Raw genomic sequence first — 21,508 nt, 5'->3', positions numbered from 1 at the left:
ATTGATGTCCTGATCTCGATGACCATCTCCGGACTGGCTGTGATGGGCTTTCCGGATTTTGGGGATCAGATGAACAAACGGTTTTGGCATGCGGCGCTCGTTGCAGTCACAGCCCTGCTGGCGAAGCCGGCGATCGGCCCGGCGCAGGCCCATGATCACCAGCAACCCGAATTGAACGCCTGGTATGAGAGCCTGCGCAGCGTCAAGGGCCCCTGCTGCGACGGCAGCGACGCGAAGCGTGTCGATGATGCCGATTGGGACACCAGGGACGGCCACTATCGTGTGCGCCTCGAGGGTGAGTGGGTCGACGTTCCCGACGAGGCCGTCGTCGCCGGACCGAACCGCGCCGGCCGCACCATGGTCTGGCCGTACTACCTCGACGGGCACCCGAGGCCGCGCCGCTTCATGCCGGGCAGCATGGGCTGAAGCGGGATGAAGTTAGTTCGATCAATCTCACGACGCGCTGACTACACCTCCCCTCTCCCGCTTGTGGGGTCGAGACGAGCGAAGCTCGCTCTTAGGTCACATCGCATCGAAGATGCGATGTGGGTGGGAGCTCTCTCCGCAGCGCGACTCGCGGAGAGAGCCCCCACCCAGCCCTCCCCCGCAAGCGTAGGGCAATCGCATATGGCCGTTTGAGGTAATCGGAGTTCTCACAAACTCGTCATGCCCGGGCTTGTCCCGGGCATCCACGTCTTCGTTTCCACGCGAAGAAAAGACGTGGATGGCCGGGACAAGCCCGGCCATGACGGCGCGGAAGAATCGGTTCATCCCATATGCGATTGCCCTGCCCGCAAGCGCACCACCTTGCGATTGCCATTCAATCTAATCTCATCATGCCTTGGGCGACCAAGCTGCGCAGTCCGAGAACGGCTGATCAGAGATCCAGCTGGATCCGATCCTCGCCGTCGGCCTCCTGCTTCGCCGGCACCGCGCAGCAGATCAGCACCTCGTCATCGGCCACCTCGGCGGCGGGCCGCTTCACATAGGTCACGGCGCCAGCCAGCAATCGGGTTCGGCAGGTTCCGCAATTGCCTTCCCGGCAGCTGAAGGCGGGGCTGAGGCCGCGCGCTTCGGCCAATTCGAGCAGCGTCCCCGCCTCCGGCGTCCAGCGCGCCTCCTTCAGCGATGCGGTGAAGGCGACCGGGATCGGGGTCGTCGCCGGCGGCCGGCGCGGCGGCGCTGCGGTGACGAGGTCGGGCTTCCGGACCAGCGATGAAGGACCGAATGCTTCGGCGTGAATCCTGCCGTCGGCAATGTTGTAGCCGCGCAGGGCGTCATAGAGCAATTGGGTGAACTGCGGCGGTCCGCACAGATAGAAGTCGTAGTCATTGAACGGCAGGACGCGCGACAACAACGCCATGTCGATCCGTCCCGCGGCGTCGTAGTCTGTGCCCTGCTCGGCGCCGTCGACATCGCCGAGGACGCGGATGATCCGCACGGCGCCACCGGCGGCATCCACCAGCTGCTGCAATTCGTCGCCGAACGCGCGGTCCTGTTTCGCATGCGCGGCCTGAAACAGGAATGTCGGCCGGATGCCGCGGGTGCGCAACCCTTCATAGACCACGTGGCGCAGCATCGCGAGCAGCGGCGTGATGCCGACACCGCCGGCGAGCAGCACCGCGGGCCGCTTCTCGCGCGCATCGATCGTGAAGCCGCCGGCCGGTGCGCGCGCTTCGACGATGTCGCCGACATGGATGGTGTCGTGCAGATGTTGCGATACGACACCGTCGCGCTTCACGCTGATGCGGTACATGCCGTCCGACGGCGCGACCGACAGCGTGTAGGTGCGGATCACTGGCTTGTCGATGCCGGGCAGCGAGAGACGGATCGGCAAATGCTGTCCCGCCTGGTGCGGAAGCAGCCCCGCGCCGTCGTCCGGCTGCAAATGAAACGACCGGATCGATCGGCTCTCGTCGACGATCCTGGCGACCTTGAACGGCCGCCACTGCGTCGCGCGCCCGGCCGCGCGGATCCGCTCGGCGGTCTGTGTCCAGTCACCGGTCATCAGCGAATTCGGCGACCAGCCTTCGGCCCGGAACGCCCAGCGCAGCGGCAGCGCGCCGCGTCTGCGCACCACACGGCGGGCACGGAAACTCCAGAGCCGCTCGGCGCCCTGAAACGCCGCGATCTCCGGCGAGTCCAGCATCACCTCGGCATCGCCGCTCAGCTGCAGCAGGTCGCCGGTCTCGAAATCCACAAACACCAGCCCGGCCTTGCCGTTGACGAGGATGTTGCCGAGCGTGTTGAAGAACAGATTGCCGGCGAAATCGGGGATCGTCAGCGTGCCGTCGTCGGCAACGCGGACGAAGCCCGCCCTGCCGCCGCGATGCGAGACGTCGACCTGGCGACGGTCCTCACGCTCGGCATAGGACGCCACGAAGAACGTGTCGGCCGCCTTGATCGTGTCGCGCGCGGCCTGATCGAGCGTCGTGCTCGCCTCGATCTCTCCCGCAAAAGGTTCATCCGGCTCGCGCGCGAAGGCGAAATCGCGGAGCTGGATATACTGCGCGCAATTGCCAAAGCTCTGATCGAGCTCGAAGCTGAGTGCCTTGCCTGATGCTGCACACAGCAGCCCGTTCGCCCGGTTGCGGCGCCGCGTGTGCAATTCGATCCCCAAGAGTCCGATCGCATCGCCCGCGCGCATCCCTTCGCTGACGGGATCGCTGCGGTCGGGCCGCGCATCGATCTCGAGGCTGCGCGGCGTCGGCGAGGAGATGAAGCCGGGTTTGCCGGCCAGCAGCGAGGCCCAGGCGTCACCGCTTTGGTCGACGCTGCCGACGACGATGAAGGGAATCTGCGCGAAGAAATCGCGATGCTGGTCGGGCATGAAGTCGCGCACCGCGCGCTGGCCGACGGCCTCCATCTTCTCGACGACGCCGACCTGCTGCTGGATCGCCTTTTCGCCGGCGTGCCAGGTCGCGAGCTTGCTCTTGGTTCGTCTGTCGCTCATCGTATCGCCCTCCCCTTCGGGGTTGGACGGGCGCGCCTGACGGCACGCCCGGTCAGCAGGTCACGCAGCCGCCAGACCGACGCGAGTCCTGGCGAAGGCCACGAAGCCCGGCAGCGCCTCGATCCGGCGCAGCCACGCGGTGACGCGCGCATAGGCGGAGAGATCGACATTGCCTTCGGGCGCGCTCGACAGATAGCTGTAGAGCGCGACGTCTGCGATCGTCGGCGCCACGCCGACCAGCCAGTCGCGACCGGCGAGATGGGCTTCGAGCCGCTTCAGCAGAACATGCGCACGCGCGATCACGTCGTCCGGATTGTGCTTGGCGCCGAACACGGTGATGAGGCGTGCCGCAGCGGGCCCGAACGCGAGATCGCCGGCAGCAACCGACAGCCAGCGCTGGACCGCGGCAGCGCCCTTTGCATCCTGCGGCAGCCAGTCGGTGCGGCCGAGCTTGGTCGCGAGATAGACCAGGATCGCGTTGGAGTCGGAAATGATGGTGCCGTCATCGTCCAGCACCGGTACCTGGCCGAACGGGTTGAGCGCGAGAAATTCCGGCCGCTTCTGCGCGGCGGACTTGAGATCGACGTCGACCAGCTCGTGCGGAATTCCGAGCAGGGACAAAAACAGGCGCGCGCGATGCGCGTGGCCGGAGAGAGCGAAGTGGTAGAGCTTCATGTGCCGTTCCTGATGTGGTGGACGGGTCCATTCCCGACCGCCAGCTCAAGGTGGCCCATTGCAGCGGTTATTATAATTGCCGTCGATGGCACTTCATTATTGCGTATGATGCAATAAATACGTCATGGCCGGGCTTGTCCTGGCCATCCACGTCTTTTCTGCAGCAAAGCAAGACGTGGATGCCCGGCACGAGGCCGGGCATGACGACGAAATTCGGGGCAGCCCCTCAGATCTCGACGATCACGTAATTGTCCTCGATGTGCACCGGGAACGTCTCGGCGACATACGGCCCCTTCTGCAACTCGGCGCCGCTCTCGACCGCGATAGGATAGGAGCGGATCCTGAACCGCTTGGGATCGAACCAGGACTGCCCGTTGCGGATGTCGAATTCCCAGCCGTGCCATGGACAGCGCAGCATCTCGCCGACGCGGTCGCGCTGATAGATGCCGGGCTCCGGCGAGGTCAGGCGCGCGACGCAGGCCGCCTTCTCCAGCGGCGCGCCTTCGTGCGGGCAGCGATTGAGCAGCGCGAAGAACTCGCCATTGACGTGGAACACGACGATGTCGCGGCCCTCGAGGCCGAACACCTTGTTGCCGCCGGCCGGAATCTCACTGGTGCGCGCGACGATGTGACGGGCCATGATCAGAACTTGTAAACCGCGCGGGCATTGCTGTTGAAGATCTTGCGACGCTCGGCGTCCGTCAGCGGTGTCTTGAAGGCGTAGCGCGCGTCGTCATAGTCCCAGTGCGGATAGTCCGACGAGAACAACAGCCGGTCGATGCCGACCCATTCGATCAGCTGGCGCAGGTGCCTGGCTTCATCAGGCTCGTCGATCGGCTGGGTCGTGAACCAGAAATGCTGCTTCACATATTCGCTCGGCCTGCGCTTCAAATGCGGCACCTCGCTGCGGAAGCGCTCAAAGTGCTGATCCATCCGCCACATCGTCGCGGGGATCCAGCCGAAGCCACCCTCGATGAACACGATCTTCAGTTTCGGGAAGCGCTCGGGAACACCCTCCAGCACCAGGCTGGTGAGATTCGAGGCCACCGTGTGCGCGTTGGACTGATGCTCCTCGCAATAATAGGACGGCCAACCGCCGCCGGTCGGCGCATGCCCGCCATAGCCGCCGACATGGATGCCGAGCGGCAGATCGAGCTCTTGCGCGCGTTCATAGATCGGCCAGTAGCGGCGGCGGCCGAGCGGCTCGTTGGCACGCGGCGAGACGTTGATCTGGATGTATTCGCCTGATTTGGCGCAGCGCTCGATCTCGGCGAGGCCGAGGTCGGAGCCGTCCTGCCCGACCAGGATCGAGGCCTTCAGGCGCGGATCGCGATGCGCCCAGAACGCCAGTTGCCAGTCGTTGATGGCGCGCTGGATCGCGGCGCCGAATTCCAGATTCTGCTGCGAGAAGATGAAGAGGTCGAGCACCTGCAGGATGCCGAACTCGACGTCGAACGGATCGAGATGCTGCTTGCGCATGAAATCGAGATCGGAGCCCGGCACGCCGCCGGTCGGCGGCCAGGCATCGCGCCGCGCGATCAGCGGCGAGGAACGCGGATACGGCGTGGTGCCGATATAGGGCGTGCGCAGATGGCTGCCATATTCCTTCAGATGCTGCTGCCAGCGTTTTGGCAGGAACTCGTTGAGGTCGCTGTGCGCGTGAATGCTCGGATGGATGTCGCAATCGATGATTCTGAGCCGCGACGCCGCGGTCTTCTCCTGGTCGAGCATCGGGCGGTCGATGACGTCACTCATGCGATCCTCCTCAGTCAGGCGTCGAGCTTCAGACGCGGGAACGTTTCAATCGGATTGTCCTCGCACATCCGCTTGACGATGCTGTCAGGCAGATATCGCGGAACCGGATCGTCGCCGTCGAACTGCCAGTGCGGATAGTCTGATGCGAACAGGAACATCTTGTCGGAGCCGATCTGGTCGATGATGTCGGCGACGCCGGTTGCATCCAGCGGCGCGTCGAACGGCTGCATGGTGACGCGGAAATGGTCGCGGATGATCGCGGCCGGCTCGCGCTCTACCCACGGCACCTCGACGCGCACGCCGCGCCAGGTCTTGTTGGCGCGCCACATGAAGGCCGGTAGCCAGCTGACGCCCGACTCCATCAGCACGACGGTCAATCCGGGATACTTCCCGAACACGCCCTCATAGATCAGACTCAACGTCTGTGCCTGGAATGCCTGCGCCTCGGCGAGATAATATTCATAGCGGTAGGACGGCCAGCCGATCGAGCTCGGCGCGCCCCGGTAGGCACTGCCGGCGTGGATCGCGACCGGCAGCTTGTATTTCTCGGCGGCCTGATAGATCGGCCAGTAATGCCGCCGGCCGAGCAGCGTCTCGCCCTGCGAGGGCACCAGCACCGAGACGAAGCGATTGTCGCCGGCCCTGCGCTCGATCTCCTCGACCGCGAGATCCGGCGCCTGGATCGGCACTACGATCGAGGCGCGCAGCCGTTTGTCCCTGGCAAGCCACTCGGCCGCGATCCAGTCGTTGATCGCCTTGCAGAAGTCCGCTGCCATGTAGGAATCGAACACCGCCTGCGCGCCATAGACGACATTGCAGATCGCGTGGCTGGCGCCGAGCTGGTCGAATGCGCCGCGCTGCACCATGGCAAGATCGCTGCCGGGCTTGCTGCCGTCCGCCGGCCGCCAGTCGGCGCGGCCGGACAGCGGCATCGACGGCGGATAGGAATTGAGGTCGAGCCCGTCGATGGCGCGGCTGACGACCTGTTCCTTCCAGTGATCGCTCAGATAGGGCAGCAGCGTGGTGCGCGTTCCCCCCACCGCGGGATGGATGTCGCAGTCGATGCGCGTGGCCGCCATGGCGTTCCCCGGATTGATCTTCTTGTCGTCGTTGTTGGCGGCATCGCTGCCACGGACCGGACTGTGACGCCGATGACGCGATCGTGCAAGCGGGTCCACGCGGGGCCGCCCTGCCCTGTGCGCATCCGCGTCTCACGCGAAGTTGCGGGATCGCGTGTGAATGGCGTCACCTGTTCAGGCCGCGAGACGTGCTAGCGATTCCGCGCCGCGGAAAGCGCAGATACAAGCGCAGATACAGGAGACGGGAATGAGACTTGGAATGAGGCCTGGCCGATTGACGATCCTCGCATGTTCATTGTCGCTGGCCGCGTCGGCCGCATGGGCTGGGCCTGCGACCACCTCCGGTTCGGTCGCGCTGGCGCTCGCCGGCGTGGTGGCGCCCTACGCGCCGTTGCCGGCCAAGGAGAAGAAGGCGGTCGCCGCGTTCTTCAATGGCGACAGCAATGTCCCCGTCACCAGGAAGATCACCGTCACCGCCGACAAGGTCGTCTGCCGCGCCAGCAATGTCGACATCACCTCGCGCTCCTGCGCGCTGACCTTCGGCGGCAACACCCGTACCGTGACGGGACGCGAGGCCAACGCGATCTTCGCCACCGAAGCGCTGGCCGGCGTGCCGCCCGACGGCGCCGCCGGTACGATCTACGAGGCGCTGTCGAAACTATCCTGCACGCTCGATCCGAAAGTGATCAAGGACAAGGCCGGCGGCGGCGCCGACTGCAGCTTCGAGCCGGGAAACTAGCCCTGCTCAGACTCCCTGCACGACGACGCCCAGCCTCGCCGCCACGCGACGCGCGGTCTCCTCCCGCTGCGCCGTGATCGCGCGCACGGCTTGCCGGGCCTGTTGAAGGATCGCGGGCGGCGCCGTCTCCGGCGTGCCGCTGTCGAACAGCGGCTCCGGTGCATAGGCCATATAGAGCTGGATCGATCGCGCGGCATCGTCGCCGCGCAACTCGGCGGCCAGCCGCAACGCTCCGTCGATGCCTGAGGTCACGCCGGCGGCAAAGATGTAGCTGCCGTCGATCACCACGCGCTCATTCACGGGAACAGCGCCGAAGAACGGCAACAGATGCAGCGAGGCCCAATGCGTCGTCGCCCTGCGTCCCTTCAACAGGCCGGCTGCTCCGCACAGCAGGGCACCGGTACAGACCGAGAAGATGCGGCATCCGCCCGCCGCCTGCCGGCTGATCCAGCCGAGCACCTCCGCGTCCTCCATCAGGGCTTCCTGACCGAACCCGCCGGGCACATGCAACACATCGAGCGGCGGCGCATCGGCCAGCGTCGCGTCCGGTGTCAGCCGCAATCCCTTGATGTCGCGGACCGGCTCGGCGGTCTTGCCGTAGATGCGGCAGGTCGAATTCGGAATCCGCGACAGCACCTCGAACGGCCCGGTCAAATCGATTTGATCGACGCCTTCGAACAGCAGCGAACCGATCCGCAGATGAACATCGTGAGCAATCATCGAACTTTCCTCGAACTTTCCTTGCACTATGGACAAAGCGAATCTAGCGCGGCAGGTTTCGGCGATGACGCCAACCAGCCCACGTTTTTCGCCAAACCGCCGCTCAATCGAAGTGCTGGCCTATCCGGCGGTGCAGCTGCTCGACGTCACCGGACCGTTGCAGGTGTTCGCGTCCGCCAATGCGCTGGCGACCAAGGCTGGCAACGCCGAGCCATATGACGTCCGCGTCGTTGCAAAGGATGGCCCGAACGTCGAGTCATCCGCCGGCGTCGGGCTCGCGGTGCATCCGCTGCCCGCGATCGACACCGCGGTCGACACGCTGGTGATTCCGGGCGGCGACGGCGTCAACGCCGCGGCGGCCGATGCCGTCCTGGTGGACTGGGTGCGCGAACGCGCCGGACAGGCGCGCCGCACCGCATCGGTCTGCACCGGCGCGTTCCTGCTCGCCGCATCGGGCGTGCTCGATGGCCGACGTGCCGCGACCCATTGGGGATTTTGCGCAGAGCTCGCCGAGCGCTTTCCCGATGTCCACGTCGAGCCCGATCCGATCTTCGTGCGCGACGGTTCGTTCTGGACGTCGGCCGGCGTCACCTCCGGCATCGATCTGGCGCTGGCGCTGGTGGAGGAGGATCTCGGCCGCACCGCGGCGCTTGCCGTCGCCCGCTATCTCGTGGTGTTTTTCAAGCGGCCGGGCGGACAGGCGCAATTCAGCGAAATCCTGTCACTGCAGGCAACCGACGACAGGTTCAGCGTGCTGCACGACTGGATCAGCAACCATCTGGCCGGCGACCTCTCGCTGTCGACGCTGGCGAAACAGGCCGGCATGAGCGAGCGCAGCTTCAGCCGCCATTACGCTGAAGCGACCGGCTTGACGCCGGCGCGCGCGATCGAGCGGCTCCGCGTCGAGGGCGCGCGGCATCTGCTCTCGGAAACGCGCCTGCCGATCAAACGCATCTCACAGCGCTGCGGCTTCGGGTCCGAGGAGACGATGCGCCGCAGCTTCCTGCGCCTGCTATCGACCACGCCGCAGGACTACCGCGCCAGATTTGCGGGCTAGAATGCGCTTCGATCCGCAGCCAGCGTGCAGTAAAAACCCTGGAGCGCGATCGCCTCAACCGTTCCAGGCATATTCCTGCAACGCCGCCTCAAGCGGTGGATTGGTGACGCTGCCGGTGTAGTTGGTGATGGTCGACGCCGCCACGATGGTGATCACCTCGAGCACGAGGTCCTTGTAGAACCCGGCCGCCAGGAATCGTTCGATCTCCTCATCGTCGAGCCGCCCGCGCTTCTCGATCAGCGACCGCGCCAGCGTCGAGAGCGCGCCGAGCGTCTTGTCGGCGGGCGAGCGGCCGGCACGTATCGCATCGACATCGGCCGGATCGAGGCCGGCCTGCAAGCCGAGCGCGGAATGCAGCGCGACCGCCCAGGCGCAGCGATTGGTCACCGCGTCGGTGAGCAGCACGGTCTGGATCTGCTGCTCGGTGAAGCTGCCGCCGTGAACCTTGTCGAAGATGCCGATGAAGCTCTGGATCAGCACGGGCGACGTCGCCATCGTCGCCGCAAGGTTCGGGATCATGCCAAAGCGCGCCTCGACCTCGCGCAGGACAGGCTTCGAGGCTTCGGGGGCAGACTCGAGCGTATGGACAGGAAAACGCGCCATCGGGGAATGCCTTTCGTGGTGTTGATTGAACCCGAAGCCTCCAGACGCAGCTGTTGCGGTCCACGCGCGGGCAACCGGATTCGATGGAGGCTGTCTAGCCGCGCCCGAACGCGCGCGTTCGCCAAACTCCCCACATTCCGCGCCATCGGCGGCAGCGGCGACATTCTGCTACGTCGCGCAGGCTCCACTAACCGCCGGCGCGGTCCTTCACCCGCCGCGTCACGATCCCGAGCAGGCGGCCGAGCGTGCCGCCGGCGGGGCCCTTCTTGCGCGCCAGCGCGAGCGGCGCAACGAGGCCCGTGGCGCGGTCAAGGCGAAGATACGACACGCCGGCGGTCTCGAGCCGCGCCATCGATTCCGGCACGATCGAAATGCCGAGCCCCGCCGCGACGAGGCTCAGCGTCGACACCATCCGCGTCGCCTCCTGCGCCACCTTCGGGCTGAAGCCCCCGGCGCGGCAGGCGGCGATGATGCTGTCATAGAGGCCGGGCCCGGTCGGACGGCGGTAGAGGATCAGCGGCTCGTCGGCGAGCGAGGCCAGCGAAATCCGCCGGCGGGTGTCCTTGCGGGCGCGCGGATGATGGTCCGGCAGTGCGACCACCATCTCCTCGTCGAGCAGATGCGTGATCGTGAGGTTCTCCAGCCGCTCGCTTGGCGCACGCACGAATGCGGCATCGAGCCGATCGGCCTCGACGGCTGCGATCAGTTCACCGGTCGAGGCCTCCTCGAGCGACAGCGTGATCGCCGGCGCGCGCTCGCGCATTTCGCGCATCACCCCGGTGACGAAGGGATGGAAGGCGGCCGAAGAGGTGAAGCCGATGGCCAGCTGGCCTTCCTGGCCGCGGCTCGCGCGGCGCGCGGCCTCGACGGCGAGGTCGGCGTCGCGCAGGATCGCGCGCGCCTTGCCGACGAAGGCACGGCCGGCGGCGGTCAGCTCGACCCCGCGCGGCTGCCGGCGAAACAATGGCGCGCCGATCGCGGTTTCCAGCGCGCGGATCTGCTGGCTCAGCGGCGGCTGCTGGATGCCGAGTCGCGCGGCGGCGCGAGTGATATGGCCTTCCTCGGCGACCGCGACGGCATAGCGGAGATGGCGCAGTTCGATCATGGGCAGGCAGTCCATATGCAATGGATATGCAAATTCCCGCATCCATATATTGGATATTTGGCATGCGGCCAACTAGAGTCGGCTCAAAGAACAATCGAACCGGAGCCGCCCCGCCAATGGACGCCATCCCCGCCGCGCAAACCACCAAGCATGTCGCACCTGATGTCGGCGAGTTGTTCACGGGCTTCTTCATCCTCGGACTGACCGGCTTCGGCGGCGTGCTGCCGCTGGCGCGCCACATGATGGTGGAGAAGCGCGGCTGGCTCACCGGCGCGGAGTTCACCGACCTGCTCGGGCTGTGCCAGTTCCTGCCCGGCGGCAACATCATCAACATGTCGGTCGCGGTCGGGCTGAAGTTTCGCGGCATTCCCGGCGCATTCGCGGCGATCCTCGGCCTGATCGCGGTGCCGACCGCGGTCGTGATCGGCCTAGGTGTGATCTATGGCCGCTTCGCCGACGACCCGGTCGTCCGCCATCTGTTCGGCGGTCTCGCCGCCGCGGCAGCCGGGCTGCTGATTTCCACCGCGATCAAGATCGCCTGGCCGCTGCGGCGCGATGTGCTCGGCCTGTTCATCGGCGCGCTCTGCGTGCTGGCGATCGCCGTGTTCCGCTTGCCGCTGCTGCCGACCCTGCTGACGCTGGCGCCGCTCAGCATTGTCCTCAGGTCGCGGCAGGCGTCATGAGCGCAACCCTCGTCACGCTCGCGCTGATCTTCGCCGAGCTCTCGCTGCTCGCCTTTGGCGGCGGCAACACCATCCTGCCGGAGATGCAGCGTCAGGTGGTCGACGTCCATCACTGGATGACGGCGCAGGAATTCGGCGCGCTGTTCGCGCTGGCGCAGGCAGCACCCGGGCCGAACATGATGGTGGTGCCGCTGGTCGGCTGGCATGTCGCGGGCTTCTCCGGCGTGCTGGTGACGTCGCTCGCCAAGTTTGGGCCGTCGTCGCTGGTGACGGGCTTCGCGCTGCGGCTCTGGGAACGCTTCAAGGACCGGCCCTGGCGCCGCACCGTGCAGGCCGGGCTGGTTCCGGTCACCGCCGGGCTCGTCACCGCCAGCGCCATCGTCATCACCCACGCATCGGCCTCGAGCTGGGGCACGATCCTGATCGCGGCAATGGTCGCGATCGCTACCACCACGACCCGCATCCATCCGCTTGTCGCGCTCGCCGCCGGCGCGGTGCTCGGCCTGTCCGGCATTGGACAGCCCTGACGCCCGCGCCGTTTACGGCGATGGCGCATCGTTCCACGCGGCCGAGTGCGCGCTTTCGCCGCAATGGATGCGACGTCGCCAGCGGCTATGTTGATGGTGCCATGATCGACACGCTCCGCATCGACACCCGTATCGCGCGCCGCGAATTGCGCGCCGGACGTTTGCACGCAGGCAATTAGCCGGCCGGCGATCGCACGCCGTCCGGATTCCTCGACGCCATCAAATCATTTCAGTCCGTCGCGTCGCGAGATATCCGCGCGCCGGCGCTCGTGCGCCTCCGATCAACCACAAAGATCAACCGACATGACCCGAACCATTCAGAGCAGCTTTACCGCCCCGGCATTGCCGCCGATCGTGATCACCGCGAGCGAGGCGCATCGCCTCAGCGCGCTGGCCGATTCCAGCATGGCGGTGTTTCCCCGCGTCGCCCAGTTCCTTGCACGCGAGACGGACCGCGCCCAGCTGGTCGCCGACGATGCCGATCTGCATGACGTGGTCCGCATGGGCTCGCTTGTCCGCTACCGCGACGACGAAACCGGCGACGTCAGGGAGGTCGTGCTCGTCTACCCGCACGAAGCCGACATCGCGCTGCGACGCATCTCGGTGCTGACGCCGGTCGGTGCCGCGCTGATCGGATTGTCGGTCGGCCAGACGATCGATTTTCAGACGCCGAGCCAGCAGACGCGTTCGGTGACAGTTTTGGCCGTGACGCATCAGGGCTAGCGGTCGCTTCGCGTTGGTGACTAACTTCTCGTAAGGGAGCCACTGGCGGAAGGGCTCCCTCCCCCCTTGCGGGGGAGGGCTGGGGAGAGGGGTGCCACACGGCACGCTCTCTCCATTCAGTAGAGCACACACGACACGTAGCCGAGATTGCGCGCTGAATTCATTTCGATCATCTCGCCCGGAGCCACCCCTCTCCCCACCCTCTCCCGCAAGGGGAGAGGGTGCCTGACCGGCGTGCTCACCTCACATGCGCTATCGGAGTGCTGAGCGTGTAGCTCACGCCGCCTGATGACACTGTCCCATCTCGATCCCGTGCCGGCGCCCGCGCGCGATGCCTTCGGCGATCGCCTTCACGACGATCTCGGCATCTTCAGGAGAGAGATGGTCGAGCGGCTGCCAGGCGCGCAGGATGTCACGTGCGCGATCGAGGTCGCCGTAGATTGCAAGGAGAGGAAGCGATTTGCTCGGCATGTCCGTTGCTCCCAACCGCAGCCGGGCGAGTCTATCTCATCTGGACAGGTCGAGCCATGCGTCCGGCCACCGCGATTGCGCGCATTGCAGATCGCCGGTGCATGGCGAGGGCGTTCCTGCCCCCGCCATCAACGCCTTCGGTCACTCCGCGCCGGAGCCGCCCTGCACGATCTTCTCGTTCAGCTTCTGATCGACGGTCTCGACCGTGCGGTCGATCTCGGTGCTCGGCGTGCCGAGCTGGTGCGAAATCAGCTTCACCAGCAGGTCGACGCGCTCGATGAACGGCGCGCCGGCGGCAACCGCGCGGGCCGCCGATGACGGCTTGAGCAGGCTTTCGGCGGCCTTGGCGTATTTCGCGAACGGCACCTGGTCCGCGGGATCGGCGCCGAGCTTGCGCGCGATGGCGTCGACATGATCATAGATCGCCTGCGAGCGCTTGAGGTCGCCATGCACGGCGTCGCGGATCGACTGCGGCTCCGTCGGCGTGATGCAGCGATAATTGCCGGTCAGCAGCATCGACCACTTGGCCAGCGGTACGAACAGCGAATCGAACACCTTCAGCTTCACCGGAACGTCCTGGCCGTCGAGCGTCACGGCGTCGATGTCGGCTTCGAGCTCGCGCAGCACCTTGTTGTGCTTGTCGTCGGCGAAGGCGGAGGCCTTGAAGTTGGTCGGCAAGCCGACATGCAGCACATTGGCCTTCTCCTCCGGGGGACGGAAGGCCTGCGGATCGGGCGAGCACAGCGTGACGAGGCCCGGCTCGAAGCGCTCCCACACCTGCGCGTTGGTGTAGGCCTCCTCGAGGTCCATGCCGGCGAGCGCGGGAATCCGTTTCAGATACGGCAGCGGCGGCATGTTCATGATCGACAGGCAGGGCAACTTCGCCGCCGCGATCTTGATCATCAGCACGCGAACCGTGTGGTTGGTGTATTGCGGCTCCTGCATCGCAAGGCCGACCATGTCGTAGCGCGAGACGTCGACATCGGCGGGCGTGACGGCGTCGAGCTTGCCCGGCAGATCGCGCGAGAAGATCGAGCGGTGCTCCTTCTCGTCGCGCAGCTTGATCCGCACCTCGGTGCCTTCGCGGTTGATCAGGTCGGCGGTGTTCTTCCGGCACACCAGGGAGACGTTGTGACCCGCCATCAGCAGCTTGGTCCCCAGCAGGGAGCCGTAGGAAGCTCCCAAAATCAGAATGTTGCGCGCCATGCTCTCTCCAATAGCCCTCCTCACGAAAGGCTTGCTCTCCAAAATCCTGTCCGAAGCTGCTGCCGAACCGATGCCCGGTCGATATTGGCCGTCCCGCACCCACGGGCCGACGGTCGCCAAATCACCAGACGATCAGGACTGTCTGGTGTATGGTATGCCACCGTCTATCGCAGATCGACAAGCGGCTGCCAAGGGGATTATCTCGCGTGCGGATTTTCGTTCCGCGATCAGGAAGGGCCTTCGAGCTTGCAAGTCGCCGCCGACCCGACGGATCGGGCTGAAGAAATCCTCGTCTCAGCTTCCCGGCTGTTTGCCCGCCACTCCTATGCCAACGTGACGATGGAGCAGGTCGCAGCATCGGTGCAGGCCGTGCCGGGCGCGCTGTACCACTATTTCCGCGACAAGGAAGATCTCATCTTCCACTGCTATCTGCGCGGCCTTGCGATCTACCGCCACGAAATCGAGGCGGCCGCCGAGCCCGGCATCGACGGGCTCGAGATCGTCAGACGCTTCGTGCGCGGCAGGCTGAGGCCCGAAGGCCAGCGCATGATCCTGTTCAGCGATATCGATGCGCTGGCCGCGCCCTACAGCAGCGAGGTCCATGCCAGGCGCTGGCAGAACGCCGCGCTGCTCGCGGACATCCTCGATCGGGGCGTGGCGGACGGCTCGATCGCCTGCGACGAGCCACAGCTCACGGCGGTGGCGCTGATCTCCATCCTGGACTGGGTTCCGTTCTGGCTGTCCGAACGCGACTACTACACGCGGCAACAGGCGATCGATGCCATCGACGACATCATCACGCATGGCGTCTATCGACGCGAGATCGCGCTTCCCAAAATGCCCGAGGCGCTCAGCCTCGCCCCGTTCCTCGAGGCTCGCGCAGCGTTGAACAAGCGGGCCGCCAAATTCGACCGGATGCTGTCGATTGCCTCGGACAGCTTCAACCGACGCGGCGCCTCGGGCACGTCGCTCGAGAGCATCGCCGTGGATGCGGGCATGACCCGCGCCGGCATCTACTATCATTTCAGTGAAAAGGAGAGCCTGCTGCTGGCCTGCCTGCGACGCGGGCTCGCCGGCGAGGTCAGCATTCGCGAGCATCTGCAAGAGCACAGCCTTGGGGCATTCGATCATATCGTGCAGCGAATCCGCCTGCTGTTGATGCTGCACGACACGCCCTGCGGCCCAAAGGCGACCTACCACAACATCAACTATCTCAACGACGCCGACCGGAAAGCCTATGTCGGAGACGTGCTGGCGACGATCCGGCAAGACCAGAACAGCTATCAGCGCTGGATCGAGGAGGGCCGTTTCCGCCGCATCGATACCTATTTCGCAGAGCGCATTCTCACCGGAATGGGCCACTGGTATCCGATCTGGTTCAAGACCAGGCGTGACTGGTCTCCAGCCGAGATCGCCGATCATTTCGCGCGGCTCTTCCTCGCGGGCCTCAAGCCGCGCCGACATCCGGGCTAGATCCGCCACGGTAGCGATCCAGCTTTCTCCTTCCCGTGAAAGGGGGAAGGTCGGGATGGGGGTCAGCCGCAGGCTATGATGTATGCGGAGAGAGCCGATCCCCACCCGCTTCGCTCTGACGAGCGAAGCGACCTCCCCTTTTCAAGGGGAGATTTTGAGGCAGGCCCGTTACGACGTCAGTTCCAAAGGTGAACCGGCGCGAGGGCGACTGCAGCTTCATCCAAAAGTTTACCTGCAATTCAAAACAGCGCCCGATTCCGGCGATATATGGCCTATAACATCATGATACCTTCTGCTAAAACTTGACGCAGTATTCAAAGCGAAAGTTGCGAAGGTTCGGCGATTGGGGTTATGAGACGGCCTCGATCGCTAAAGATCAAGAAACACGAGCAAGGGAGAACGCAGGATGCATAGGCTGATCGTTGCCGCCGCGGCAGCGCTGACGGTGTTGGGAGGCGCGGCGTCCGCGCAGGAATCCATCAAGATCGGCTATATCGATCCGCTCTCCGGCGGCGGCGCCAGCGTTGGCGAAGGCGGCCTGAAGACGTTTCAGTATCTCGCCGACGAGTTGAACGCCAAGGGCGGCATCCTCGGCCACAAGGTCGAGATCGTCCCGCTCGACAACAAGACCAATCCGCAGGAAAGCCTGGTGCAGGCGCAGAAGGCGGTCGACGCCGGCGTCCACTACATCACCCAGGGCAACGGCTCGTCGGTCGGCGCGGCGCTGGAAGATTTCGTCACCAAGCACAATTCGCGCAACCCCGGCAAGGAAGTGCTCTACTTCAACTACGCCGCGGTCGATCCGGCGATGACCAACGAGAAGTGCAGCTACTGGCATTTCCGCTGGGATGCGAACTCGGACATCAAGATGGAAGCGCTGACCAACTACATGAAGGGCCAGCCGTCCATCAAGAAGGTCTATCTGATCAACATGGACTATTCGTTCGGCCAGTCGGTGCGATCAACGGCGCGCAAGATGCTGGGCGAAAAGCGGCCGGATATCCAGGTCGTCGGCGACGAACTGCACCCGATGCTCAAGGTCACCGACTTCTCGCCCTACATCGCCAAGATCAAGGCGTCCGGCGCCGACACTGTCGTGACCGGCAACTGGGGCCAGGACTTCGCGCTGCTGCTGAAGGCGGCGGCTGACGCCGGCCTCAAGGTCAACTGGTACACCTACTATGCCGGCGGCGCCGGCGGACCGACCGCGATCAAGCAGGCCGGCCTCGAGGGCCAGGTGTTCCAGATCAGCGAAGGCGTCCCGAACTCCGGCAACAAGGCGGCGATGGATTTCGAGAAGGACTTCCGCGCCAAGACCGGCATTTCCGTGTGGTATCCGCGCGCGGTCAACGAGATGCGGATGTTCAAGGCGGCCGCCGAGAAGGCCAATTCGATCGATCCGGTGAAGGTCGCGGCCGCGCTCGAAGGCATGAAGTTCGAAGTGTTCGACGGCGGCGAGGGCTTCATCCGCAAGGACGACCACCAGTTCTTCCAGCCGATCTACATCTCCTCGTTCGGCTCGCTGGCCGACAAGACCAAGGAGCCGTTCGACGAGGAAAACACCGGCTGGGGCTGGCGCATCGTGTCCAAGATCGACACCGCGCAGACGATGCTTCCGACCACCTGCAACATGAAGCGGCCCTGATCGGCCACTTCGGTCATTCCGGGGCCGCTCGCGCTGGCGAGCGAACCCGGAATTTCGAGATTCCGGGTTCGATGCTTCGCATCGCCCGGAATGACGGGTAAGTTCCTTTCGTTCGACAGGTCTTTGATCACGTGAACCGTTCCAGTCTCAAGCGAGTGCGCCGTGGCTGAGCTGATCGTCATCTCGACGCTCAACGGCGTCCTGTTCGGCATGCTGCTGTTCCTGTTGTCCAGCGGGCTCACCGTCATCTTCAGCATGATGGGCGTGCTGAACTTCGCGCATGCCAGCTTCTACATGCTCGGCGCGTTTTTCGGCTTTCAGCTCACCCGCTGGATCGGATTCTGGCCTGCCCTGGTGCTGGCGCCGCTGCTGGTCGGCGCGGTCGGCATGGCGGTCGAGCGCTACGGCCTGCGCAACACCCACAAGCACGGCCATGTCGCCGAACTGCTGCTGACCTTCGGACTGGCGTTCGCGATCGAAGAGATCGTCTCGATGATCTGGGGCAAGAGCCCGGTCGACTACCGCGTCCCGGCGGCGCTCGACTTCCCCGCCTTCACCGTGTTCTCCACCAACTACCCGGCCTACAAGATCTTCATGCTGGTGATCTCGGTCGTGATCTTCATCGCACTGCTGGTCACCTTGAAGAAGACGCGCGTCGGCCTGATCGTGCAGGCCGCGCTGACCCATCCGAGCATGGTCGGCCATCTCGGCCACAATGTCGGACGCGTGTTCATGCTGGTGTTCGGCGTCGGCAGCGCGCTCGCGGGCCTCGCCGGCGTCATCGCCGGTCCCTCGCTGGTGACGCAATCCGACATGGCCGCGCTGCTCGGTCCGATCCTGTTCGTCGTCATCGTGTTCGGCGGGCTCGGCTCGCTGCCCGGCGCCTTCATCGCATCGCTCCTGATCGGCCTGATCCAGACCTTTGCAGTCGCGCTGAACGGGTCGCTCGCCAGCGTATTCGGCCCGCTCGATCCGAGCCTCGGTCCCTCGCCGCTCACCGACATCTGGAACGTCACGATCGCGCAGATCGCGCCGATCCTGCCTTACGTGCTGCTGGTGCTGGTCCTGATCTTCCGCCCCATGGGCCTGTTGGGGACGCGCGAGTCATGACCAACGCTTCCACGCCCTCCATCGCTGCGGCCAAGCAGGAGCCCGGCAGCGCCCTGAGCTTCTATGCCGTCTGGCTGCTCGCAGCCATAGCGCTCGTCGTGCTGCCGCTGGTGTTCGGCGCCGGCGGCTCGCTGACCTCGTTCTGCCTGATCGGCATCGCGATCATCTTTGCGCTGTCCTACAACATCCTGCTCGGCCAGACCGGGCTGCTGTCGTTCGGACACGCCGTGCAGTACGGCCTTGGCGGCTTCCTCGCCGTGCACGTCATGAATGCGGTCGCCAGCCACAACTGGCCGATCCCGCTGCCGGTGATCCCGCTGGTCGGCGGCATCGGCGGCATGGCGTTCGCCCTCCTCGTCGGCTGGGTGATGACCAAGCGCGCCGGCACCGTGTTCGCGATGATCTCGCTCGGCATCGGCGAACTGGTCGCCTCGTCGTCGCTGATCCTGCGCAGCGTGTTCGGCGGCGAGTCCGGCATCACCACCGACCGCACCTCGCTGATGCCGATGTTCGGCTGGACCTTCGGGCCGCAGATCCAGGTCTATTATCTGATCGCGTTCTGGGTGATGGTGTCGGCGATCGCGATGTATGCACTGACCCGCACGCCGCTCGGGCGGATCTGCAACGCGGTGCGCGACAATCCGGAGCGCGTCGAGTTCATCGGCTACGATCCGCATGTGGTGCGCTATCTCGCCTACATGTTCGCCGGCTTCTTTGCCGGCATCGCCGGCGGGCTGACCGCGATCAACTTCGAGATCGCCAACTCGGCCTATCTCGGCGCAACGCAATCGGGGCTCGTGCTGTTCTCCGCGTTCATCGGCGGCACCGCCTATTTCTTCGGTCCGATCCTCGGCGCCATCCTGGTGACCTATCTGCAGCTCGGGCTGACCAGCGTCACCTCGGTCTGGCAGCTCTATTTCGGCATCATCTTCATCGGCATCGTGATGTTCGCGCCCGGCGGCATCGCCGGCATCCTGATGAAGCACCGTCCGCTGATCCGCGCCGGGACCCTCAGCACCGTGATCCCGTCCTATCTGGTCGCGGCGATCCCGACGCTGGCGCTGGCGCTCGGCGTCATCCTGACCATCGAGACCGTTGCGCGCTTCTCGGGCGGCGAGCCGATCAATCTGCTCGGCATCCCGTTCGTCGCGACGGCGCCGACGACCTGGGCGACCGCGGCGGTTCTGCTCGTCGGCGGCTTCCTGGTCGCACGCATCACCTGGCGGCGCGTCGCGGAAGCCTGGGACCGCGCCGCGACGGTGGCCCGTGACCGGGGGTATCTCGCATGACCGCTGCCATTCAAGTCAACGCCGTCGAGAAGAGCTTTGGCAATGTCCAGATCATCCGCGATCTCAATCTCAGCGTCGCCAAGGGCGAGCGTCACGCCATCATCGGCCCCAACGGCGCCGGCAAGTCGACGACGTTCAACCTGATCTCTGGCCACATCAAGCCGACCTCGGGCGAGATCCGCCTCAACGGCGAGGTGACCTCGGGCTTGCGGCCCTTCGAGATCAACCGGCGCGGGCTGTCGCGCTCGTTCCAGGTCACCAACGTGTTCGCCCGCATGACGGTGTGGGAGAACGTCCGCTGCGCCGTGCTGTGGGCGACCGGCCACCGCTACGCGTTCTGGAAGAACGTCGACAATCTGCCCGAGGTGAAGCAGCGCACCGCGCAGATCCTCGACGACATCCATCTCAGCCACCGCCGCGACGTGCCGGCGGGCCTTCTGACCTATGCCGAGCAGCGCGAGCTCGAGATCGGCATCACGATCGCCGGCGGCGCCAGCGTCATCATGCTGGACGAACCGACCGCGGGCATGAGCCACGCCGAGACCGAGCGCGCCGTCGCCTTGATCCGCCGCCTCACCGAGGGGCGCACGCTCGTCATCGTCGAGCACGACATGAGCGTGGTGTTCGGCCTCGCCGACCGCATCTCGGTGCTGGTCTACGGCCACATCATCGCCTCCGGCACGCCGGAGGAGATCCGCGGCAACCCGAAGGTCAAGGAAGCCTATCTCGGCGAGGAGATCGACTGATGCTCGAGGTCAGGAATCTTCACGCCTATTACGGCAAGAGCCACATCCTGCAGGGCGTCGATCTCGACATCGCGGCCGGCGAGGTGGTCAGCCTGCTCGGCCGCAACGGCGTCGGCCGCTCCACCACGGTCAAGGCGATCATGGGCGAGGTGCCGCCGCAGGGCACCATCCGCTTCAAGGGCCAGGACATCGCCGGCCTGCCGAGCCACAAGATCGCCCGCCTGGGGCTCGGCTATGTGCCCGAGCATCGCGACATCTTCCCGGGGCTGACGGTTCGCCAGAACCTGATCCTCGGCATCAAGGACCCGCGCCGCCCCGGCAAGTGGCGGCTGCAGGAGATGCTCGACATGTTCCCGAACCTCGCCGCGCGCGCCGACACGCCGGCGGGCGTGCTGTCGGGCGGCGAGAAGCAGATGCTGACCACCTGCCGCACGCTGCTCGGCGACCCCGAATTGATGATGATCGACGAGCCGACCGAAGGCCTGGCGCCGCTGATCGTGCAGCAGGTCGGCGAATTGATCGCACGGATCGCCAAGGCCGGCGTCGCCATCCTCTTGGTCGAGCAGAAGCTGTCGATCGCGATGAAGATCTCGAACCGGGTCTACATCATGGGCCACGGCCGCGTCGTGTTCGAAGGCACCCCCGACCAGCTCAAGTCGAATGCCGCCGTCCGCGAGGAATGGCTCGAGGTTTGAGGCGGGACACCGGCGGATCGACAAAGCAATCGAACGTCGGCCTAGCAGCGCCATCGGTCAGTTCGCGAACACGACCCAGACCAGCACGACCAAGAGACTGTGGAAGCAGATTATCGAAGCCAGGAATAGCCAGTCGTCTCTGGTCATGAGGCCGAAAACCGCGGCCGAAGCGCGGCGACAGCGACACGCGAGTTGGGAGAAGAGTCTCGACCGCATGGGACTGCCCTAGCGGAGTGCGCTCCGCCAGGTCTTGC

Annotated in this window: 22 protein-coding genes; 12 read left to right on the top strand and 10 right to left on the bottom strand. The window is 65.4% G+C overall.

Annotation, left to right across the window (positions count from 1 at the left end; all coding sequences use genetic code 11):
* The first annotated feature begins 69 nt into the window (after positions 1-69).
* Entirely contained in the window at positions 70-426 is a 357-nt protein-coding gene (locus tag XI02_RS07930; protein WP_172648635.1) for a hypothetical protein, read from the top strand.
* 451 nt (positions 427-877) lie between these two features.
* Here the strand turns inward: XI02_RS07930 and XI02_RS07925 are convergent, their stop codons facing one another.
* The 5 genes from XI02_RS07925 to XI02_RS07905 form a co-directional block, all read right to left on the bottom strand.
* Positions 878-2,953, bottom strand: coding sequence for a pyridoxamine 5'-phosphate oxidase family protein (locus tag XI02_RS07925; protein WP_172648636.1), 2,076 nt, complete (start codon positions 2,951-2,953; stop codon positions 878-880).
* Between the two features lie 60 nt (positions 2,954-3,013).
* Positions 3,014-3,628 carry a glutathione S-transferase family protein gene (locus tag XI02_RS07920; protein WP_172648637.1) on the bottom strand — a complete coding sequence of 205 codons (615 nt, stop codon included), beginning with the start codon at positions 3,626-3,628 and terminating at the stop codon, positions 3,014-3,016.
* A gap of 226 nt (positions 3,629-3,854) precedes the next feature.
* Positions 3,855-4,268 (bottom strand): Rieske (2Fe-2S) protein, encoded by a 414-nt coding sequence (locus XI02_RS07915; protein ID WP_172648638.1) that lies wholly within the window; start codon positions 4,266-4,268, stop codon positions 3,855-3,857.
* 2 nt (positions 4,269-4,270) lie between these two features.
* Positions 4,271-5,383: an amidohydrolase family protein gene (locus XI02_RS07910; protein ID WP_016845317.1), complete on the bottom strand. Its 1,113-nt coding sequence runs from the start codon at positions 5,381-5,383 to the stop codon at positions 4,271-4,273.
* A 14-nt stretch (positions 5,384-5,397) separates the two neighbouring features.
* Positions 5,398-6,462 carry an amidohydrolase family protein gene (locus XI02_RS07905; RefSeq protein WP_172649252.1) on the bottom strand — a complete coding sequence of 355 codons (1,065 nt, stop codon included), beginning with the start codon at positions 6,460-6,462 and terminating at the stop codon, positions 5,398-5,400.
* 247 nt (positions 6,463-6,709) lie between these two features.
* Here XI02_RS07905 and XI02_RS07900 point away from each other — a divergent pair, with 247 nt between their 5' ends.
* Positions 6,710-7,201 carry a hypothetical protein gene (locus XI02_RS07900; RefSeq protein ID WP_370143849.1) on the top strand — a complete coding sequence of 164 codons (492 nt, stop codon included), beginning with the start codon at positions 6,710-6,712 and terminating at the stop codon, positions 7,199-7,201.
* Positions 7,202-7,207: 6 nt separating this feature from the next.
* Here XI02_RS07900 and XI02_RS07895 read toward each other — a convergent pair whose 3' ends face one another.
* Positions 7,208-7,921, bottom strand: coding sequence for a DJ-1/PfpI family protein (locus tag XI02_RS07895; RefSeq protein WP_172648639.1), 714 nt, complete (start codon positions 7,919-7,921; stop codon positions 7,208-7,210).
* 64 nt (positions 7,922-7,985) lie between these two features.
* Here XI02_RS07895 and XI02_RS07890 point away from each other — a divergent pair, with 64 nt between their 5' ends.
* A complete protein-coding gene (locus XI02_RS07890; protein ID WP_172648640.1) occupies positions 7,986-8,978 on the top strand; it encodes a GlxA family transcriptional regulator in 993 nt (330 codons plus the stop codon).
* A 54-nt stretch (positions 8,979-9,032) separates the two neighbouring features.
* Here the strand turns inward: XI02_RS07890 and XI02_RS07885 are convergent, their stop codons facing one another.
* Positions 9,033-9,581 carry a carboxymuconolactone decarboxylase family protein gene (locus XI02_RS07885; RefSeq protein ID WP_172648641.1) on the bottom strand — a complete coding sequence of 183 codons (549 nt, stop codon included), beginning with the start codon at positions 9,579-9,581 and terminating at the stop codon, positions 9,033-9,035.
* Between the two features lie 187 nt (positions 9,582-9,768).
* The gene (locus tag XI02_RS07880; protein ID WP_194483385.1) at positions 9,769-10,686 is read right to left on the bottom strand and encodes a LysR family transcriptional regulator; all 918 of its coding nucleotides are present in this window, start codon (positions 10,684-10,686) and stop codon (positions 9,769-9,771) included.
* A gap of 116 nt (positions 10,687-10,802) precedes the next feature.
* Here XI02_RS07880 and XI02_RS07875 point away from each other — a divergent pair, with 116 nt between their 5' ends.
* The 3 genes from XI02_RS07875 to rnk all read left to right on the top strand — a co-directional run bounded on the left by XI02_RS07875 (position 10,803) and on the right by rnk (position 12,619).
* Entirely contained in the window at positions 10,803-11,369 is a 567-nt protein-coding gene (locus XI02_RS07875) for a chromate transporter (RefSeq protein ID WP_016847017.1), read from the top strand.
* Complete coding sequence (locus XI02_RS07870; protein WP_038384313.1) at positions 11,366-11,896, top strand: chromate transporter; 531 nt, start codon at positions 11,366-11,368, stop codon at positions 11,894-11,896. Before XI02_RS07875 ends, XI02_RS07870 begins: the two co-directional genes overlap by 4 nt.
* Before the next feature lie 303 nt (positions 11,897-12,199).
* Positions 12,200-12,619, top strand: coding sequence for a nucleoside diphosphate kinase regulator (gene rnk / locus XI02_RS07865; RefSeq protein WP_244980786.1), 420 nt, complete (start codon positions 12,200-12,202; stop codon positions 12,617-12,619).
* A 276-nt stretch (positions 12,620-12,895) separates the two neighbouring features.
* Here rnk and XI02_RS07860 read toward each other — a convergent pair whose 3' ends face one another.
* A complete protein-coding gene (locus XI02_RS07860) occupies positions 12,896-13,090 on the bottom strand; it encodes a hypothetical protein (RefSeq protein WP_172648642.1) in 195 nt (64 codons plus the stop codon).
* A gap of 141 nt (positions 13,091-13,231) precedes the next feature.
* Positions 13,232-14,296: a ketopantoate reductase family protein gene (locus XI02_RS07855; protein WP_016847022.1), complete on the bottom strand. Its 1,065-nt coding sequence runs from the start codon at positions 14,294-14,296 to the stop codon at positions 13,232-13,234.
* Between the two features lie 246 nt (positions 14,297-14,542).
* Between XI02_RS07855 and XI02_RS07850 the strand changes: the two genes are divergently transcribed.
* From XI02_RS07850 to XI02_RS07825, 6 genes are all read left to right on the top strand, one after another.
* Positions 14,543-15,769, top strand: coding sequence for a TetR/AcrR family transcriptional regulator (locus XI02_RS07850; protein WP_172648643.1), 1,227 nt, complete (start codon positions 14,543-14,545; stop codon positions 15,767-15,769).
* A 406-nt stretch (positions 15,770-16,175) separates the two neighbouring features.
* On the top strand, positions 16,176-17,414 hold the full coding sequence (locus XI02_RS07845) for a branched-chain amino acid ABC transporter substrate-binding protein (RefSeq protein WP_050385200.1): 1,239 nt from the start codon (positions 16,176-16,178) through the stop codon (positions 17,412-17,414).
* A gap of 162 nt (positions 17,415-17,576) precedes the next feature.
* On the top strand, positions 17,577-18,524 hold the full coding sequence (locus tag XI02_RS07840; protein ID WP_016847025.1) for a branched-chain amino acid ABC transporter permease: 948 nt from the start codon (positions 17,577-17,579) through the stop codon (positions 18,522-18,524).
* A complete protein-coding gene (locus XI02_RS07835; RefSeq protein WP_172648644.1) occupies positions 18,521-19,813 on the top strand; it encodes a branched-chain amino acid ABC transporter permease in 1,293 nt (430 codons plus the stop codon). Before XI02_RS07840 ends, XI02_RS07835 begins: the two co-directional genes overlap by 4 nt.
* Positions 19,810-20,559, top strand: coding sequence for an ABC transporter ATP-binding protein (locus tag XI02_RS07830; protein WP_016847027.1), 750 nt, complete (start codon positions 19,810-19,812; stop codon positions 20,557-20,559). Before XI02_RS07835 ends, XI02_RS07830 begins: the two co-directional genes overlap by 4 nt.
* A complete protein-coding gene (locus tag XI02_RS07825; protein WP_016847028.1) occupies positions 20,559-21,254 on the top strand; it encodes an ABC transporter ATP-binding protein in 696 nt (231 codons plus the stop codon). Before XI02_RS07830 ends, XI02_RS07825 begins: the two co-directional genes overlap by 1 nt.
* The last annotated feature ends 254 nt before the right edge of the window (positions 21,255-21,508 follow it).

It is taken from the genome of Bradyrhizobium sp. CCBAU 21365 (assembly GCF_015291305.1).
Classification (GTDB): Bacteria; Pseudomonadota; Alphaproteobacteria; order Rhizobiales; family Xanthobacteraceae; genus Bradyrhizobium; species Bradyrhizobium elkanii.
The sequence above is the reverse complement of the archived record's forward strand: the minus strand, read 5'-3'. Positions and strand labels throughout refer to the sequence as shown.

Excerpts from the sequence above, each read along its gene's own strand:
- XI02_RS07930 (WP_172648635.1), top strand. The coding sequence starts at position 70 with ATGAACAAACGGTTTTGGCATGCGGCGCTCGTTGCAGTCACAGCCCTG.
- XI02_RS07925 (WP_172648636.1), bottom strand. The coding sequence starts at position 2,953 with ATGAGCGACAGACGAACCAAGAGCAAGCTCGCGACCTGGCACGCCGGC.
- XI02_RS07920 (WP_172648637.1), bottom strand. The coding sequence starts at position 3,628 with ATGAAGCTCTACCACTTCGCTCTCTCCGGCCACGCGCATCGCGCGCGC.
- XI02_RS07915 (WP_172648638.1), bottom strand. The coding sequence starts at position 4,268 with ATGGCCCGTCACATCGTCGCGCGCACCAGTGAGATTCCGGCCGGCGGC.
- XI02_RS07910 (WP_016845317.1), bottom strand. The coding sequence starts at position 5,383 with ATGAGTGACGTCATCGACCGCCCGATGCTCGACCAGGAGAAGACCGCG.
- XI02_RS07905 (WP_172649252.1), bottom strand. The coding sequence starts at position 6,462 with ATGGCGGCCACGCGCATCGACTGCGACATCCATCCCGCGGTGGGGGGA.
- XI02_RS07900 (WP_370143849.1), top strand. The coding sequence starts at position 6,710 with ATGAGACTTGGAATGAGGCCTGGCCGATTGACGATCCTCGCATGTTCA.
- XI02_RS07895 (WP_172648639.1), bottom strand. The coding sequence starts at position 7,921 with ATGATTGCTCACGATGTTCATCTGCGGATCGGTTCGCTGCTGTTCGAA.
- XI02_RS07890 (WP_172648640.1), top strand. The coding sequence starts at position 7,986 with ATGACGCCAACCAGCCCACGTTTTTCGCCAAACCGCCGCTCAATCGAA.
- XI02_RS07885 (WP_172648641.1), bottom strand. The coding sequence starts at position 9,581 with ATGGCGCGTTTTCCTGTCCATACGCTCGAGTCTGCCCCCGAAGCCTCG.
- XI02_RS07880 (WP_194483385.1), bottom strand. The coding sequence starts at position 10,686 with ATGATCGAACTGCGCCATCTCCGCTATGCCGTCGCGGTCGCCGAGGAA.
- XI02_RS07875 (WP_016847017.1), top strand. The coding sequence starts at position 10,803 with ATGGACGCCATCCCCGCCGCGCAAACCACCAAGCATGTCGCACCTGAT.
- XI02_RS07870 (WP_038384313.1), top strand. The coding sequence starts at position 11,366 with ATGAGCGCAACCCTCGTCACGCTCGCGCTGATCTTCGCCGAGCTCTCG.
- rnk (WP_244980786.1), top strand. The coding sequence starts at position 12,200 with ATGACCCGAACCATTCAGAGCAGCTTTACCGCCCCGGCATTGCCGCCG.
- XI02_RS07860 (WP_172648642.1), bottom strand. The coding sequence starts at position 13,090 with ATGCCGAGCAAATCGCTTCCTCTCCTTGCAATCTACGGCGACCTCGAT.
- XI02_RS07855 (WP_016847022.1), bottom strand. The coding sequence starts at position 14,296 with ATGGCGCGCAACATTCTGATTTTGGGAGCTTCCTACGGCTCCCTGCTG.
- XI02_RS07845 (WP_050385200.1), top strand. The coding sequence starts at position 16,176 with ATGCATAGGCTGATCGTTGCCGCCGCGGCAGCGCTGACGGTGTTGGGA.
- XI02_RS07835 (WP_172648644.1), top strand. The coding sequence starts at position 18,521 with ATGACCAACGCTTCCACGCCCTCCATCGCTGCGGCCAAGCAGGAGCCC.
- XI02_RS07830 (WP_016847027.1), top strand. The coding sequence starts at position 19,810 with ATGACCGCTGCCATTCAAGTCAACGCCGTCGAGAAGAGCTTTGGCAAT.
- XI02_RS07825 (WP_016847028.1), top strand. The coding sequence starts at position 20,559 with ATGCTCGAGGTCAGGAATCTTCACGCCTATTACGGCAAGAGCCACATC.